Annotated in this window: 15 protein-coding genes; 4 read left to right on the forward strand and 11 right to left on the reverse strand. The window is 34.4% G+C overall.

Annotated elements, in window-relative coordinates; translation table 11 throughout:
* The 11 genes from M899_RS01570 to dnaA all read right to left on the reverse strand — a co-directional run.
* Nucleotides 1-199: hypothetical protein (locus M899_RS01570; RefSeq protein ID WP_034727343.1), on the reverse strand; the 199-nt coding region annotated here is incomplete at its 3' end.
* Nucleotides 200-373: 174 nt separating this feature from the next.
* Complete coding sequence (locus tag M899_RS01575; protein ID WP_021269646.1) at nt 374-595, reverse strand: ATP synthase F0 subunit C; 222 nt, start codon at nt 593-595, stop codon at nt 374-376.
* Between the two features lie 48 nt (nt 596-643).
* Nucleotides 644-1,447 carry a F0F1 ATP synthase subunit A gene (gene atpB, locus M899_RS01580; protein ID WP_021269663.1) on the reverse strand — a complete coding sequence of 268 codons (804 nt, stop codon included), beginning with the start codon at nt 1,445-1,447 and terminating at the stop codon, nt 644-646.
* 4 nt (nt 1,448-1,451) lie between these two features.
* Nucleotides 1,452-1,832 carry a hypothetical protein gene (locus M899_RS18490; RefSeq protein ID WP_021269685.1) on the reverse strand — a complete coding sequence of 127 codons (381 nt, stop codon included), beginning with the start codon at nt 1,830-1,832 and terminating at the stop codon, nt 1,452-1,454.
* Nucleotides 1,798-2,010, reverse strand: a complete 213-nt coding sequence (locus tag M899_RS01590; RefSeq protein ID WP_021269697.1) for a hypothetical protein — start codon at nt 2,008-2,010, stop codon at nt 1,798-1,800. Before M899_RS01590 ends, M899_RS18490 begins: the two co-directional genes overlap by 35 nt.
* A 3-nt stretch (nt 2,011-2,013) precedes the next feature.
* Nucleotides 2,014-2,829, reverse strand: a complete 816-nt coding sequence (locus M899_RS01595; RefSeq protein WP_155897032.1) for a tetratricopeptide repeat protein — start codon at nt 2,827-2,829, stop codon at nt 2,014-2,016.
* Entirely contained in the window at nt 2,795-5,287 is a 2,493-nt protein-coding gene (gene gyrA, locus M899_RS01600; protein WP_021269696.1) for a DNA gyrase subunit A, read from the reverse strand. Before gyrA ends, M899_RS01595 begins: the two co-directional genes overlap by 35 nt.
* Nucleotides 5,288-5,309: 22 nt before the next feature.
* Entirely contained in the window at nt 5,310-7,766 is a 2,457-nt protein-coding gene (gyrB, locus tag M899_RS01605) for a DNA topoisomerase (ATP-hydrolyzing) subunit B (protein WP_021269684.1), read from the reverse strand.
* Between the two features lie 48 nt (nt 7,767-7,814).
* On the reverse strand, nt 7,815-8,912 hold the full coding sequence (locus M899_RS01610; protein ID WP_021269700.1) for a DNA replication/repair protein RecF: 1,098 nt from the start codon (nt 8,910-8,912) through the stop codon (nt 7,815-7,817).
* Between the two features lie 3 nt (nt 8,913-8,915).
* Entirely contained in the window at nt 8,916-10,031 is a 1,116-nt protein-coding gene (dnaN, locus tag M899_RS01615) for a DNA polymerase III subunit beta (RefSeq protein WP_021269659.1), read from the reverse strand.
* Nucleotides 10,032-10,655: 624 nt separating this feature from the next.
* The gene (dnaA, locus tag M899_RS17365; protein WP_021269669.1) at nt 10,656-12,239 is read right to left on the reverse strand and encodes a chromosomal replication initiator protein DnaA; all 1,584 of its coding nucleotides are present in this window, start codon (nt 12,237-12,239) and stop codon (nt 10,656-10,658) included.
* Nucleotides 12,240-12,455: 216 nt separating this feature from the next.
* On the opposite strand from dnaA, the gene rpmH reads away from it, so the two are divergent.
* From rpmH to M899_RS01640, 4 genes are all read left to right on the forward strand, one after another.
* Nucleotides 12,456-12,611 carry a 50S ribosomal protein L34 gene (gene rpmH, locus M899_RS01625; protein WP_021269673.1) on the forward strand — a complete coding sequence of 52 codons (156 nt, stop codon included), beginning with the start codon at nt 12,456-12,458 and terminating at the stop codon, nt 12,609-12,611.
* Nucleotides 12,612-12,618: 7 nt separating this feature from the next.
* Complete coding sequence (gene rnpA, locus M899_RS17370) at nt 12,619-13,014, forward strand: ribonuclease P protein component (RefSeq protein ID WP_052610295.1); 396 nt, start codon at nt 12,619-12,621, stop codon at nt 13,012-13,014.
* A 72-nt stretch (nt 13,015-13,086) separates the two neighbouring features.
* Nucleotides 13,087-14,580 (forward strand): membrane protein insertase YidC, encoded by a 1,494-nt coding sequence (gene yidC, locus M899_RS17375; RefSeq protein WP_021269687.1) that lies wholly within the window; start codon nt 13,087-13,089, stop codon nt 14,578-14,580.
* Nucleotides 14,580-16,067 (forward strand): tRNA modification GTPase, encoded by a 1,488-nt coding sequence (locus M899_RS01640; protein WP_021269678.1) that lies wholly within the window; start codon nt 14,580-14,582, stop codon nt 16,065-16,067. The genes yidC and M899_RS01640 overlap by 1 nt, the downstream gene beginning before the upstream one ends.
* The last annotated feature ends 2 nt before the right edge of the window (nt 16,068-16,069 follow it).

Here is a 16,069-nt window from a genome sequence, read left to right on the forward strand (position 1 = left end):
CAAGGTTTGATACTTTTGTATTCATATTTTCAATTAGTTCTGAAAGTTTAATGTCCAGCTGACCTACAGATACTTTGGCATATTCCACGTTTGCTAGAAGCTTACCTTCAGTTACAAGATAGTCCACATCACTAGGAACGATTGCTAGAGAAGAAAGTGAAGTAATTGAAATTGCAAGTAAAACGGCTAATTTTTTCATTAGGGCCTCCATAGGTTTTTTTGAATGATATCGCGAAAAGTGGTCCTATGGGGGCAAGGTTAGAAAGATTTCATGGGGTGTTTAAAGTTTATACACACTAGAATTTGGTCAAAAAAAAGGGAGTCTTACGACTCCCTCTCTTAACAGAATTTTTTGTAAATTCTATCTCTGAAATTAACCAGCAAGGAAAACAGAGATAAGAACGAAGATTACAAGTGATTCCATAAGAGCAAGACCAAGAATCATTGGAGTTTGAATCTTGTCAGCTGCAGATGGGTTTCTTGCGATACCTTCTAGAGCAACAGAAGCAGCTCTTGATTGAGCAGCAGTTCCACCGAAAGCTGCGATAGCCATAGCTAGGAAGTAAGCGATGTACTTAATTGCGATAGTTTCCATGATTTTCTCCTTAAAGAAAAAAGTTAATTATTAGCCGACGGCCTTCTATTAGTGAGCATGGTGCTCATCATGATCGTGATGAGCAGTAGCTAAGCTAATATAAACCATAGTCAGCATTGTAAATACGTAAGCTTGAATAAAACAAACAAGTAGACCTAAGAAGTAGAACGGAAGTGCTGCTCCAAAGTAAGCTACTTTGATTCCCAGAATTTCTAGGTTTAAGAAAGTTCCAAGTACCATGTGGTCACCCATCATGTTACCTCTTAAACGAAGAGCCAGAGAGATTGGTCTAATGAAGTTAGAAAGAATCTCAATTGGGAAAATAAGAATCGCCATGTACCAAAGTGGACCTGCGAAGTGCTTTAGGTAATTAATAGTTCCTAATTCCTTACATCCTTTAATGTTGTAATAAATGAATGAAAGAACCCCAAGAGCTAGAGTTGTAGAAACAACTTCAGTTGGAGGTAGGAATCCTGGAATCAAACCGATTACGTTTGAAAGGAAAATAATTATAAAGATAGTCGAAATGAACTTAAAGTACTTAGGTGCTTGTTCCCCAAGAACTGCGTTACATTGTGAATAAATGAATGATCCATATAGTTCAACAATGTTTCTTAGAGAAATTGTTGAATCAGGAATAATTGTATTCTTAACTTTAGAGATTTTTAATCTATAAAGTAGACCAACAGTTATTGTAATCACAGAAACTAAAAGTAGTGTTCCGATATGTTCGAAATGTACTAAGTGGTCTAAGTGAAGACTGTGGATTAATGAACTGTACCAAGTAAAGCCACCAGCGGCATATACGTTGATTGATAATAGTGATGTAATTAATGCAATTAGTGATTTCATTAACTCATTTACCCTTTTTAAAGCTTACGCCTAGAATTAAAATCTGAAGAATGTAGTTAATCACGCATATTATTATCCGACTTCCCATGATTTGTACACCTAATAATAGCGCAATGATGAGAACGAGTAATTTCGTCGCGAAAAGTCCCAACACTTTTCCTTTACCATCTTTTCTTTTGTCATAATTTTTATCCGTATATGGTCTAAAAAGTTCTGCAACTGCTAAAAAGAAAATATAGAGATAGGCGAGTGTTGCTATATAAACACCTATAATCGTGTAAATCTCTGCGAGACTTTTTGAGAAGCCTAGCGTTATAGCTAATGATAAAAATGACAGTAGAAAAAATCGTTTAAGATTTATCTTTTCCTTTAACTCGAAGAGCATACCAAACCATCAAAAAAATAGAGTTTATAATAATTAAAATAAAAATTAACCAGCCCAAAGTCTTTGGCACAACGTTACTTTTTATAAGAGCATCAGTTACTAATGCTAATCCAAAAATTGTAGAGGGCAGACTTAAGGCCAGAGCAACTACCTTTGCCCATTTGCTTTGAATTAACATTAATTATCTCTTTCTTGCAACTCTTCTTGCATAAATTGCATTGAGTCTATTTTGAATTACTTGGGTATTAGGATATTCACCTAGAATTGAATAGTAGATATTATATGCTGTTTTCAAGTTTTCCATTGTTTCGTAAGCATTGGCCATTAGAAATTTTGCTTGTGTAATACTATCTCTTCTCGTCTCTCGTTTAATATACTCTTTCCAAAATGCAATGGCGTATTTCCATTTTTTCATTTCGAAATTTATTAAGCCAAGCTCATAAAAAGAGCGCGTGTTATATTCGTGATTGCTTCGCTTTTGAATATCATTGAATATGATCTCTGCTTTTTCATAATCAAGCATATGAGAGTAACTTTGGGCCAAACGATATTCATAAAAATCATAACGACTCAATCTGGGAGTAAATTCTGTTAGTTTTTTATAGCTCTCTGATGAACATTCATAGTCGCGTTTATAAGTGAAGCAAACTTCAGCAATGCGCTCTTCTGCCTTTACAAGCCATAAGGGATCTTCAGTTAGCTGTTTTACTTTTCTATAATGCTCTAGCGATTCTAAACTTTTGCCTAAGTTTATACTTAGAATCTCAGCTATCTGATAATGAATTTTAACCTTGATATCATTTGAAGGATTATCTCTAAGAATCAATCGATATTGATTAAGAGCATTTTTATAATCTTGGTTATTTAAATATTCCTGCGCTAAAAGAATTCTTTTATGAAAGCGGGGAGTGAAATCACATGAAGTAACCAGGGTGCTAAAAATTAGCACCCCGATTAATTTTTTAAGAATTTGATTCTTCAACAACTTCGTCATCATTTTCTGGATCTACAATTTTCTCAACCGATACAACTTTTTCTTGGTCTTTTACTGTAATCAAGCGAACACCTTGTGTTGCTCTACCCATCAATGAAATTCCAGAAATCTTAGTGCGGATAACTTGACCTTTATCTGTAATGATCATTAGGTCGTCTTTATCAGTAACTGGTTTAATTGCAATAATATCACCTGTTTTATCAGTTAATCTCATTGCTAGAATACCTTTACCACCACGACTTTGCTTTCTGTACTGCGAAGACATAGTACGCTTACCGTACCCATTATCTGTTACTGATAGGATTTCAACGCTATCGTCGATAAGTTCCATACCAATAATTTTTTCATTATCATCAAGTGTAATACCTTTTACACCTTGAGATACACGACCCATAGGTCTTGCATCATTTTCGTCGAAACGAATAATCTTTCCAGATGTAGAACATAGTAGAACGTCTTTATTTCCGTCAGACACTCTTACACTACAGATTGAATCTCCATCTTGTAGTTTAATTGCTCTAATTCCAGATTGTTTAATCTTCTTGTATTCAGATAGATCTGTTTTCTTAATTAGACCTTTTTCACTGGCCATAATTAAGAATTTTCCATCCATTTCTTCCTCTTTAGGAATACACATGATCTCTTTAATTGTTTCTCCACTTGGAATTGCAATTAAGTTAGCAATGTTTCTTCCTTTAGAAGTACGAGAACCTTCAGGAACGTTATAAACTTTCTTAGAGAAGACTTGTCCTCTATTTGTAAAGAATAGAATAGTAGAGTGAGTATTTGCTACGAATACGTTTGTGAAGAAGTCGTCATCATGTGATGCGCCTTTAACACCTTTACCACCACGGTTTTGAGTTTTATATGTGTCTAGAGTTAAACGCTTAATATAACCTTGGTGTGTAATTGTTACGATTACATCTTCTTGTTTTACAAGGTCTTCAAGATTGATCTCATCGGCCTTAGCGATAATTTCTGTTCTTCTCTCATCACCATATTTTTCAAGAACTTCTTTAAATTCATCAATGATGATGCCCTTAATTTTTTCTTCACTTGAAAGGATACTTTCTAAGTAAGCAATCTCTTTCATAATGGCATCGTAATCAGCAATAATCTTATCTCTTTCAAGACCTGTTAGTCTTTGTAGTCTCATATCCAGAATAGCTTGCGCTTGGATATCAGATAACTTGAATCGAGACATTAATTTAGTCTTAGCGTCTGCTGGACCTTCTGATTTTTTTACAAGTTCAACAACTTCATCAATATTTTCGACGGCTACTTTTAAACCTTCTAAAATATGAGCTCTTTCTTTTGCTTTTTTCAGTTCGTAAATTGTTCTTCTAATTACAATTTCACGTCTGTGGTCAATGAAACACTCAAGCATTTCTTTTAGGTTAAGAACTTTTGGAGATCCATTAACAATAGAAAGTAAGATAATACCAAAAGAAACCTGAAGCTGAGTCGTTTTGTATAATCTGTTCATGATTACCGATGCAATTTCTCCTTTTTTAAGATCGATTGCAATACGGATACCTTCACGAGAAGATTCATCGCGAATATCAGAGATACCAACCAGAGTTTTATCGTTAACAAGTTCAGCTATTTTTTCAATTAGCTTTGCCTTGTTAACTTGATAAGGAATTTCTGAGATAACAATTCTTTCTCTATCTTGCCCTTTCCCATATTGTTCAACATCCATTTTTGCACGGACTTGAATAATACCTTTTCCTGTGTGGTATGCAGAACGAATACCTTCAGTTCCATGAATTGCACCAGCAGTAGGGAAGTCTGGGCCTGGGATATATCTTACTAGATCCTCGATTCCTAAACTTCTATCCTCAGTCAGAGCAATTAATGCATTCATAACTTCTGTTAAGTTATGCGGAGGAATATTTGTCGCCATACCTACAGCAATACCAGCTGAACCGTTAATTAAAAGGTTCGGAATTTTTGCAGGAAGAACGCGTGGCTCTTTTAAAGAGTCATCGTAGTTTGGTTGCCAATCAACTGTTTCTTTATCAAGATCTTTTAGAAGCTCTTCTGCAAGCTTCTTCATTCTGATCTCAGTATACCTCATGGCCGCAGCACTATCACCGTCGATTGAACCAAAGTTACCTTGACCATCAACTAGTGGATAACGAAGAGAGAAATCTTGGGCCATACGTACGATTGTATTATATACGGCAGAGTCACCGTGTGGGTGATACTTACCGATAACGTCACCGACAACCCTTGCTGATTTCAAGAAAGGCTTGTTGTGATAGTTACCAAGTGTATTCATGGCATATAGTGCACGTCTGTGAACTGGTTTAAAACCATCTCTAACATCTGGAAGTGCACGTCCAATAATTACTGACATCGCATAATCAAGATAGCAATTTTTCATTTCTTCTTGAATTGCTATTGGTGCGATATTTCCGTGGTTATGTTCTGGTGTATTGTTATTTTCATCACTCATATTCTTACCAAAATCCCTTTAATTAAACGTCTAGGTTTCTTGCATTCAGTGCGTTTTCTTCAACGAACTGTCTTCTTGGTTCAACTTGATCTCCCATTAATACTGAGAACACTTGATCTGCTTCAACAGTATCTTCAATCTTAACTTGAAGAAGTGTTCTGTTTTCAGGATTCATAGTTGTCTCCCAAAGTTGTTCTGGGTTCATCTCGCCAAGTCCCTTATAACGCTGGATATAAGCTCCTTGCTTTCCATCTTGAATGATGAAGTCAGAAAAATCTGATAGTGAATCAAATTCTCTTGCTTCATTTTTTTCACGTACAATTTTAAATTTCTTGCCTGTGAATTTTTTAACTCCGTCATAGAAGTTTTTAAGATCTGCAAACTCTGCAGAATCTAGAAAGTAAGAGCTTAATTTAAATTTCTTATTTCTAGCTGTTGTTTTAACAGAAATTCTTACTTGGTTTGTTCCATTTTCTTTATCTTCTTCGATATCAAATGAATAATTTCTCAAACTTTCATTTTCAATTGATTTCAGATATTTCGTAAGTGTTTCAAGCTCAGTGCTTAACTTCGCTTTATCTTTTAATAATTCAGAAGATAGATTTGAATCTTCAATGATCTTTCTTAGAAGTAGAGTATCGAAGTGAGTATCATAAGATTCAAGTGTTCTATTGTAACTTCTATATTTTTTGATAATAGACATTGCTTGTTCATTATCAATAACTTCTCCACCAACAGAAATAACTGTATCTTCAACAGAGTTAACAACTAAGAATTCTTCTAGTGATTTCTCGTCTTTGATATAAGTTTCTTTTCTACCTTTTTTGTATTTATACAATGGTGGTTGTGCAATATAGATATAACCTTGTTCAATCAGCTCAGGGAATTGTCTATAAAGTAGAGTTAGGATTAGTGTTCTAATGTGAGATCCATCGACGTCGGCATCAGTCATAATTACGATTTTATGGTATCTCAATTTTGAAATATCAAAGTTACCTTTACCAACACCAGTACCAAGCGCCTGAACAAACATTCTAATTTCATTATTAGAAAGCATTTTATCGTATCTAGCTTTCTCAACGTTTAGAATCTTTCCTTTCAAAGGAAGTACAGCTTGAGTCTTTCTATCGCGACCTTGCTTTGCAGAACCACCCGCAGAGTCACCCTCAACGATATAGATTTCACAAAGTGCTGGATCTTTTTCCTGACAGTCGGCCATCTTACCTGGAAGACCTCCGATTTCTAGAGCAGATTTTCTTCTTGTAAGTTCTCTTGCTCTTCTTGCGGCTTCTCTTGCAGCTGCAGCATCAACAGATTTTCTAATAATTGTTTTCGCTGTGTTTGGATTTTCTTCGAAATATTTTTTTAGAGACTCACCAACAAGTGAGTTAACAATCCCTTCAACTTCTGAGTTACCTAGCTTATCTTTAGTTTGACCTTCGAATTGAAGTTCAGGAAGTTTAACAGAAATAATTGCTGTCAAACCTTCTCTCATATCATCACCTGTTAAATTCGTGTTGATACCTTTCAAAAGATTATTTTCTTTGGCGTAGTTATTCAGAACTCTCGTAAGTGCAGTTTTAAAACCAGAAAGGTGTGTACCACCTCCTGGTGTTGAAATTGCGTTAGCATAACCAGAAAGAACTTCACTATAAGAGTCTGTCCATTGCATAGAAATTTCTACTTCATAGTCTTCTCTTGATTCAGAAACATAAATAGGGTCTTTATGAACAGGTGTTTTTGCTCTATTTAAATATGTTACGAACTCAACTAGACCACCTTCGAAATGGAAAGTGTCTTTCTTCTCAGATCTTTCATCTTTGATTGAAATTTTTAAACCTTTATTTAAGAAGGCCATTTCTCTAAATCTATTCGCGAGTGTATCGTAATTATATTCGTGAACTTCAAAGATTTCATTGTCTGGTTTAAAAGTTACAGCAGTACCTGTTTCACTCTTATTTTCAAGTTCGCTAACTTGCTTAAGTGGGTATTTCGAAACACCTCTTTCAAATTCAACTTGATACTTGTTTCCACCCTTTTTAATTTCTAGTTTTACCCATTTAGAAAGGGCGTTAACTACTGCGGCACCTACACCGTGTAGACCACCAGAAACTTTATAAGCAGATCCTTCTTCGTTGAACTTTCCACCTGCGTGAAGCTTTGTATAAACAAGCTCAGCAGCAGATATTTTTTCTTTAGGGTGCATATCAACTGGAATACCACGCCCGTTATCAACAACTGTTACAGAGTTATCAACGTGAATAATGACTTTAATTTCTGAACAGTAACCTGCTAGTGCTTCATCGACTGCATTATCTACGATTTCGTATACGCAGTGATGTAGACCTCTAGTTGATGTATCACCAATATACATACCTGGTCTTTTTCTAACGGCTTCAAGACCTTCTAGAACGCTAATTTGGTCGGCGGTATACTTTTCTCCAACCTTAGAGATTGACTGTTGTGATTGATTTTCCAAGGATGCTCCTACTGTAAAACTATTCCTTCAATAGAATAAATTTCAAAACTATTTGAGTATTGATCCACTCTTAATAATTATTTTTTTTGCATCCCTTATTTTTTCGAGTTCTTCTTTGAACGCCTCATTGGCCGTGGTAATTAAAACTTGAAATTGGCTTTTTTCCAAATGCTCAACTAACTTTTGCCAGCGAAAGCGATCTAGCTCTCCTGAGACGTCGTCAATCAAGACAATAGGGTATGCCCTAAATTTATACCTAAATAGCTCTATATAGGCAAATAAGAGGCTCAGATAGCTCATTTTTTGTTGCCCTAAGGAGCAAAATTCGAAAGAATTCAGTCCATCGAATAGAAGCACATAGTCATCTTTGTGCACGCAATAGGTTGTGTGACCTACTATTTGATCTTTTTCGAGTCTTGTCTGCAGCATGTCATATATATTCTTGCTTGTTAGACCAATGACGCGAGAATCTAAAACAATTTCTAATTTATGTTCTTCTGAAAAAACTTGTTGAAACGTTTGGCCACAGTAAGGATTCAATTCTTTTAAAAATTGCATTCTCTTTTCTGTCAGTATTTTTGCACATTCAGAAAAATCAATATCGATAACCTTAATCTGTTCAAGATACTTGCTCGGTTTTTTGCTTAAGAGTGTATTTCTAAATTTTAAAGCAGAGTTGTATCGTGAAAGAGTTTTTTTATATTGGTCGTCTAACATTGATAGGTGAGTATCTATCCAGTTTCTTCTAAACGATGATGTGTTATGAAATGAAAAAGAATCAAATGGATTTATAAATACGACATTGATACCAATTTTTCTTTTTGTCGGTTGGCCATTCAAATACCAATTAGAACTACCATTCTCCATTTTACCTGAATAACTCACAAGTTCTTCATCTTCATTGTGTAAAACAGATGAAAATATTATCTCAGGTTTCTCACCATCTATTCCCAAGTACTGTGGAAAACTTGTATTTTTTCTGAATGATTTTTTATTTGCTAGGACGTAAACGGCTTCTAGAATATTTGTTTTACCGTTTCCATTTTCACCAAGGATGCAATTGATTTGCGGTGAGAATTCGATAATGTCTGGTTGCAGGTTTCTAAAATTAGTTACCTGCAACTTAGAGATTTTATAACTCGCCATTAATTAAATCTTAAGTGGCATAATAATTCCCAAGTAATTAGGAGAATTATTAGACTTGATAATCACCGGTGTTAATTCGTTATTAAGTTCAATCGAAATTTCACCTTCATCAATTGTTTGAAGTGTGTCGATTAAAAATCTTGCATTAAATCCAACTTCCATTTCTTTGCCATTGAATTCAACGGGAATTGTCTCTTGAGCGTCACCAAGTGATGGGTGATTAGCTGTAATAGTCATTTCCTTTTCTTGAATTAAAATACGAACGCCATTTGATTTCTCATTGGCCATAATTTTAATTCTTCTGATGGCGTCTAGTAAGTTTTGTTTTTCAACAGTAATTGAATAAGTTGTCTTACTTGGAATGATTGCTTGATATTTTGGATACTCTCTAGCGATTAGACGAATTGATAAATAGTATTCGTTATTCGCATTAATATACATGAAAGATTCATCAACTGAGATAGTAATTTTTTTATCAGGATAATTCTCAGCAAGCTTTTTAATTTCAAATACACCTTTCTTTGGAATAATAATCCCATTTATTAGCGTATCGATATTTCCTTGCTCAAGATCTGTCTCAACAAGTGATAGTCTTAATCCATCTGTTGCTACAGCTCTTAGCTTATATTCTACTTCGTGAAGATAGATCCCATTTAATTGTAAACGAGTCTCATCGTCTGAAATTGCGTACGAAGTTTTGTTGATGATCTCAATTAATTGGTCTGATAGTAAATTGAATCTTGAACTTTCATTTCCAAAAATAAGTTTTGGATATTCATCACTTGGGTAGATCAAAAGTGAATAGTGAATATCATTGCAATTTAATTTTAGGACATTTTCACTAGTATCAAGAATAAGTTCGATTTCACTGTTAGGAAGTTCTTTTAATATATCAAATAAATTCTTGGCATTTACACAGAAGTTCCCAGAGTTATCAACAACAGCATCAACTTTTACTTTTGCTGATACTTCTAGATCAGTTGCACATAATTCAATTGAATCTGTATTCGTAGAAATTAACGTGTAAGTTAAAATAGGTCTTGAGTTCTTCTTGTCTACGACAGTCAGAATTTTATTAAGTCCGCTTTTAAGCGAGTCACTATTCAGCTTAATGCGCATTTGAACACCCCAATAGAAAGTTTAAAATGTTTTAGCTTCATTCAAACAGCAAATCAATACATGATTCTATATATTTATATATATATATTAATCTTATTATATATTATAGGCCGTTGATAAGTTGAAAAACCTCTAAGTCCTTTTGTAATCGAGTTTTTGCGATTTTTCCAGTTATGAATAGTTCTAATAACTCTTCTATGCTGCAAATGCTCAATTCGGATATTCTTTTTTTCATCCACAATTTAAACAGTTATTCCCAAGTAATTCACAAATTATTAGTAGATTAAAAATGTCGGCCTTTTAGAGGGCCAATAAATCCTATTTTTTTCAAAAGTTATAAACATTCTTTAAACATGTTGATAACTTTTTTTTTAACATCTCAAGATTACTGCCTCAAAGTTATTCACAATGTTGATAAGTATCCAAAATTGTATCTAAGTATCTATTAATAAAGAGATATGTTTTCCACGGCCTCGTGTGGAAAACTTTAATGTTATAAACAAGGCCGTGGAAAACTAGGTTAAGTGATTAATCTTTGTGGGTAACTTTTTAACAAGCAAAAAAAAAGGGAAGCTTCCGCCTCCCTTTCATTGAGTTATTTACATGAATAAGTGAATAATTTGTTTATAGTTTTGTTTCGATGGCAATAACATCTTTAGAAAGTGACATGTCCGTTTCTAATCTTTTCACAATTGTTTTTTCGGCATGCACAACAGAACTGTGATCACGACCACCATAAAAGATACCAATTTCTTCTTGTGTAGCATTTAAAATTTTTCTTGATAGGTACATTGCTATAAATCTTGCGTGAGCTATATCTTTTGTACGCGACTTTGACTTCAGATCAGCAAGATGAATCTTGAAGTGCTGAGCAGTGATCTTACCAATTTGTTCTAAGGTGATCTTTTTGTCTGTATCGATATCCTTAATCATAAGGATTTCTTTCACCATTTCCGCGTCTATATCAACTTTCATCATCTCACTGAAAGCGCTTAACTTAACAAGTGACCCTTCAAGTTCACGGATACTATTTTTAATGTGGCAGGCAACTAGAGTAATAATATCGTCCGTTACATACAGATCTAGTTCGTAGGCCTTTCTTTTTAAAATCGCAATTCTTGTCTCTAAATCTGGTTTTTGAATATCAACAACAAGTCCCCATTGAAGTCTTGTCTTGATTCTTTCCTCGATACCATCAATTTGATGTGGAGCCTTATCCGATGTGAAGATAAGTTGCTTACCTTTATTATAAAGCTCATTAAAAACGTGGAAAAACTCATTTTGAGTACTTTCTTTGTTTTTTAGTTCATGAATATCATCAATCATTAGTACATCTACTTTTTCAGAGTACTTTTTTTGGAATTCATGGAGCTTTTTATCTTTCATTGCATCGATCATCTCTTTCATAAAGTCACGTGCAGTGATTAAGCATATTACAAAGTGTGGATAATTCTCTTTAATACCATTAGCAACAGCATGGAGAAGGTGAGTCTTACCAAGTCCAGAGTTACTGTAGATATATAAAGAAGGGTATTTACCATCTTTTCCTGGATTTTTTGCAATAGCAATTGCAGCTGCATTGGCCAGGTTGTTTGAAGGTCCTACAACAAAGTTATCAAATGTTTTAACTGGATCAATGATCATTCCAGGTTGCTCTGGATTCATATGATCAATGTATACGCTTTCAACTTTTGTGAGTAGGTCATTCTTTGACTGGTTTAAATCAAGTGTGAATGATACGTCTCTTGCGCTTTTTGGCTTATTTGTTGTGTAGTCCTGAGCTCTTCTATCAATATTTGAAGTGAAGCCAGTTGGTCCAGCTTGCTCAGAAACATTAATGACTATGTTATATTCTTTACCGAGCGCATTTCTAACAGCTTCACCAATTTGTTCACTATTTTTTTCAACCATAGATTTGATTAAATTACTTGGCACTGAAAATTCTAGTGAGTCTAATGTAATATTAGTTAGGCTTAAAGCATTGTTAAAAAACGCATTATACTTTTGTACATTGATAAGAGATTTTAATGTGTTGTGAATTTCATCATTAATAAGGTTTAGTTCTTCTGTAGAGAAAAATTCTTCATTCGTATCTGTAGCAGCAACTTGTTTAGTTGTTTCTACTGTCTCTTTGTTATTGAAAATATTAGAATTGTTCTGGTCGAATGTGGCTTTAAGAAAATGATCGAATGGAAAATTTTGATTCATGTCTCAGCGACCTTACTTTAATATATGGTTATCGGGCAAAATTTTGTAGCATGGCCCCATTCACTTTCCAACCAAAAAAATCCTGTTTTTTTGCATGGCCAAAGTTTCCATGCGCTTAGATTTTTTTGCTCAGGGCCATTGACCTTTCCAGTGTCTGCGTGTAAACGTACTAATTCATAATTTCGATGTAAATTTGTAGTTGAAGAGGAAATAGTTATGGCAGCTAAAAGAACATGGCAACCAAAGAAAAAGAAAAGACTTAGAGTACACGGTTTCCTAAAGCGTATGTCTACAGCAGGTGGTAAGAAAGTTATCAGTGCTAGAAGAGCTAAGGGAAGACACAGCTTAACAGTTAAGACTGGTACTAAGTAATAGTTGTATGGCCGATAATCGCTTTCCGAAGGAAAACAGGCTTTTGTCGGCTAATGACTTCAATTATCTAAAATCTAAAAGTCACTTCTTAAAAAATAGATGGTTAAAAGTCTATTTCAAAGTCTCGCAAAAAGAGTCTGTGAATTCTATTGTCAATAAATCTCGTGTGGGTATATCTGCTTCTAAGAAAGTAGGTAAGGCCAATATTCGCAATATCTGTAAGCGTACTATTCGTGAGTCATTTAGACTTCATGATGTTCGAAATTGTGGACAAGATATTCTCGTTATTGTTTCCCCCTTTTTGTTCAAATCTTTCCAGACAAAAGATGAAGGAAGAGAGCAGTTACAACAAGCGATAAATTCTATTTTTAATCAAATTGCCTTAAAGTCTAAAAATCAATAATCCTTTGTTCTCTATCCATTTTTACTGTGGTAGAAAGTGAAATCTTTCAAAAGAATCAAGGAGATACTCATCGTGAATGGTGATCAAAAACGCACTTTTTTATTCGTTATTCTAGCAGGTCTTGTCCTGTTTACGTGGCAACTATTCTTTGCTCCACAAAAGACAAGCGTGACAGAATTAGCAAAAGAAAAGGTGATTGAAACTCGTAAAGTTGAAGCCGCTAAGAATGAAGTAGTCCAAAAGCAAGACACACAAATCGAAAATAATACTAATGTTGTTGTAGAAGAGCAGACAATCACTCTATCAAATGAGAATCACTCTATCACTTTTGACAATTTCCTTAGGATTAAAGATTTTAAAAATTCTAACTCACAATTTAATTTCGAAAGCACAATTGGACATCCTAAAGAATCTTTCAAAGTTCAAGTTGCCCCTGAGAAATCAAAGAATTTTAGAGATCTTCAATTTCAGTTTTCTAATATTACAGAAACGAGTGTCGAAGGTTTTGATCCTGCCCAAAATGTAAAAGTTATTCTAACTCTAACTGAAGATGGTCGAGTTAATCTTGGACTTAATTCTACAGCAGCATACAGTTATAGATTATTCTTTGGCGGTACAAATTCAGATGACGAAAAACATGAAACAAATAATCACAAGTCACGTGAGTTTGTTTTCTTCTCTTCAAAAGTATTACGTGCAAAAGTTGGTAAGACTGAAACAGGTGAAGGTGCTCTAAAGTGGGCCGGTGTAGATTATAATTACCACTTATTCTCAATGATCTTCAAAGATAAGCCTAATGCCGTTTTCAACGCTTATGAATCAGGAGATTTCTTTGTAGAGTTAACTACTCCTACAACAGCATTTAATTCAGATTTAGTATTTTTGAAAAAAGATTACGATAAGCTTATGGCCTTCGGAGACAAGCTTGAGCTTTCAGTTGATTTCGGTTTCTTTGGAATTATTGCTGTTCCAATTCTTCGTGGACTTCAATTTTTCTATAACTACGTAGGAAATTATGGTCTTGCAATTATCGTTCTAACTTTTGTTATCAGAATGTTAATGTTCCCTCTTCAATACAAGTCTTTCAAGAGTATGAAGAAGATGCAAAAAGTTCAGCCAGAACTGCAAAAACTAAGAGAAAAATTCAAAGATGATCCAGCAAGAATGCAAAAAGAGACAATGGAGCTTTTCAAGAAAAGCGGTGCCAACCCACTTGGAGGTTGTCTTCCATTAATTCTTCAAATGCCAGTTTTCTTCGCGTTCTATCAAGTTCTTTATAATGCAGTTGAACTTGTTGGAGCACCTTTCTACTTATGGATTTTCGACCTAAGTCAAAAAGACCCATACTATGTACTCCCTGTTCTTATGGGGATTGCTATGTTTGGACAAACTAAGTTGAATCCATCTGCTTCTGCTGATCCTAATCAACAAAAGATTATGTACATCATGCCATTGATCTTTTGTTTTATGATGAAAGATCTACCTGCAGGTCTTAACCTTTATATTTTTGTTTCAACTGTTTTTGGTATTGCTCAACAGTTATACGTTTATAAATCAGCTGAATAATGATTTTTTACGATGATAAGCCCATAATTGCATGTTCAACTGGCACTCTGTCAAACACAGCAATTGGGCTTATTCGTCTCTCTGGATTTAAATCTCTTTCTGATTTAAAAGAATTCTTCAGTACAGATATTTCAAATTTAAAACCAAGATATGCCCATTACACAAATATTCTTAGTGGCGCAGTTGTTTTGGATAGCATTGTCGTGACTTATTTTAAGGGTCCAAACTCTTATAATGGGGAAAACATTCTTGAACTTGGTGTTCACGGTAATCAAATCAATATTTCTCGAATTATAAGATTATTTATCGACTCTGGTAAATTTAGGGCCGCTCACGAGGGTGAATTTACGTATAGAGCGCTTTTAAATAAAAAGCTTACACTTGCCCAGGTTGAAGGCCTTGACTTGCTTTTAAATGCCAATTCTGGCCTTATGCTGCAACAAGGATTATCGACTCTTCAAGGCGCACTCTTTGAAGAGTACACAAAGCTTTATGATCTCTACATGAAATTGAAGTCAGCTATTGAGATTAATATCGATTTTGCTGAGGATGTAGGGGAGGATGAGTCGGCTGCATTTTTAAAGCGCTCATTCAATAGTTTTTTCACTTTGATTAAGTCATTGCATAACAGAACAATTGGAAATGTTAATAGTCTACAATCCCCAGAAATCGTACTGGTTGGTCAGACTAATGCGGGAAAGAGTTCTTTATTCAATTTACTCTTAGACAACAACCGCTCCATTGTTTCAAATATCGCTGGGACAACTCGCGATTATGTAAGTGAATATGTATTTATTGATGATGTAAATTATAAGCTTGTCGATACTGCTGGTATTCGTGAAACAGAAGATTATGTAGAAAAGATCGGTATCGATAGAACTTTTGAAGTTTTAAGAAGAGCTTTTTTTAAAATTTTGGTTATAAATCCTCTTGAAACAGATTATAACGAATTCAATAAACTTCCATCTGATATTGTTTTTGATTATTTATTTATCACGCATGCAGATGCTGAAAAGATCGATTACAAAGCCGTTTTGACTAAGATTCCCAAGTTTAAAAAAGGTGTGTTCTGCTCATTAAATTCTTCTGGTCCTATAGAACCAGAATATTTTTTTGGTCCTATAGAACCACAAAATGATGTAGATAATAATGGTCCTATGGGACCAGTTGAAAAAGTTGGTCCTATAGAACCAGCATCTGTTTTTGGTCCTATAGAACCAGTAATCGCATTGAAGAGCGATATTTCATATAAATTCAAAGACTTAACTGTTTCTAATCCGATACTACTCGATAGGCATCGTGAGTCAATAAAAGACATTTATAGTAAATCTGTTTATTTTCAAGAACTTATGTCTGAAGTGGATGATATCGCCATTCTCTCGTCTGAGATGAATGTTCTTGGAGTTTCCGTTGCACAACTAATTGGAATTATTAGACCAGAGGATGTTTTAAATAATATCTTCTCTAATTTCTGTATTGGTAAGTAGAA

This window comes from Bacteriovorax sp. BSW11_IV (assembly GCF_000447755.1).
Classification (GTDB): domain Bacteria; phylum Bdellovibrionota; class Bacteriovoracia; order Bacteriovoracales; family Bacteriovoracaceae; genus BSW11-IV.

Coding starts and splice junctions, on each gene's coding strand:
- M899_RS01595 (WP_155897032.1), bottom strand. CDS start 2,829: ATGATGACGAAGTTGTTGAAGAATCAAATTCTTAAAAAATTAATCGGG.
- M899_RS01575 (WP_021269646.1), bottom strand. CDS start 595: ATGGAAACTATCGCAATTAAGTACATCGCTTACTTCCTAGCTATGGCT.
- M899_RS18490 (WP_021269685.1), bottom strand. CDS start 1,832: ATGCTCTTCGAGTTAAAGGAAAAGATAAATCTTAAACGATTTTTTCTA.
- atpB (WP_021269663.1), bottom strand. CDS start 1,447: ATGAAATCACTAATTGCATTAATTACATCACTATTATCAATCAACGTA.
- rnpA (WP_052610295.1), top strand. CDS start 12,619: ATGGCCGATAATCGCTTTCCGAAGGAAAACAGGCTTTTGTCGGCTAAT.
- M899_RS01590 (WP_021269697.1), bottom strand. CDS start 2,010: ATGTTAATTCAAAGCAAATGGGCAAAGGTAGTTGCTCTGGCCTTAAGT.
- M899_RS01640 (WP_021269678.1), top strand. CDS start 14,580: ATGATTTTTTACGATGATAAGCCCATAATTGCATGTTCAACTGGCACT.
- rpmH (WP_021269673.1), top strand. CDS start 12,456: ATGGCAGCTAAAAGAACATGGCAACCAAAGAAAAAGAAAAGACTTAGA.
- M899_RS01610 (WP_021269700.1), bottom strand. CDS start 8,912: ATGGCGAGTTATAAAATCTCTAAGTTGCAGGTAACTAATTTTAGAAAC.
- dnaN (WP_021269659.1), bottom strand. CDS start 10,031: ATGCGCATTAAGCTGAATAGTGACTCGCTTAAAAGCGGACTTAATAAA.
- gyrA (WP_021269696.1), bottom strand. CDS start 5,287: ATGAGTGATGAAAATAACAATACACCAGAACATAACCACGGAAATATC.
- dnaA (WP_021269669.1), bottom strand. CDS start 12,239: ATGAATCAAAATTTTCCATTCGATCATTTTCTTAAAGCCACATTCGAC.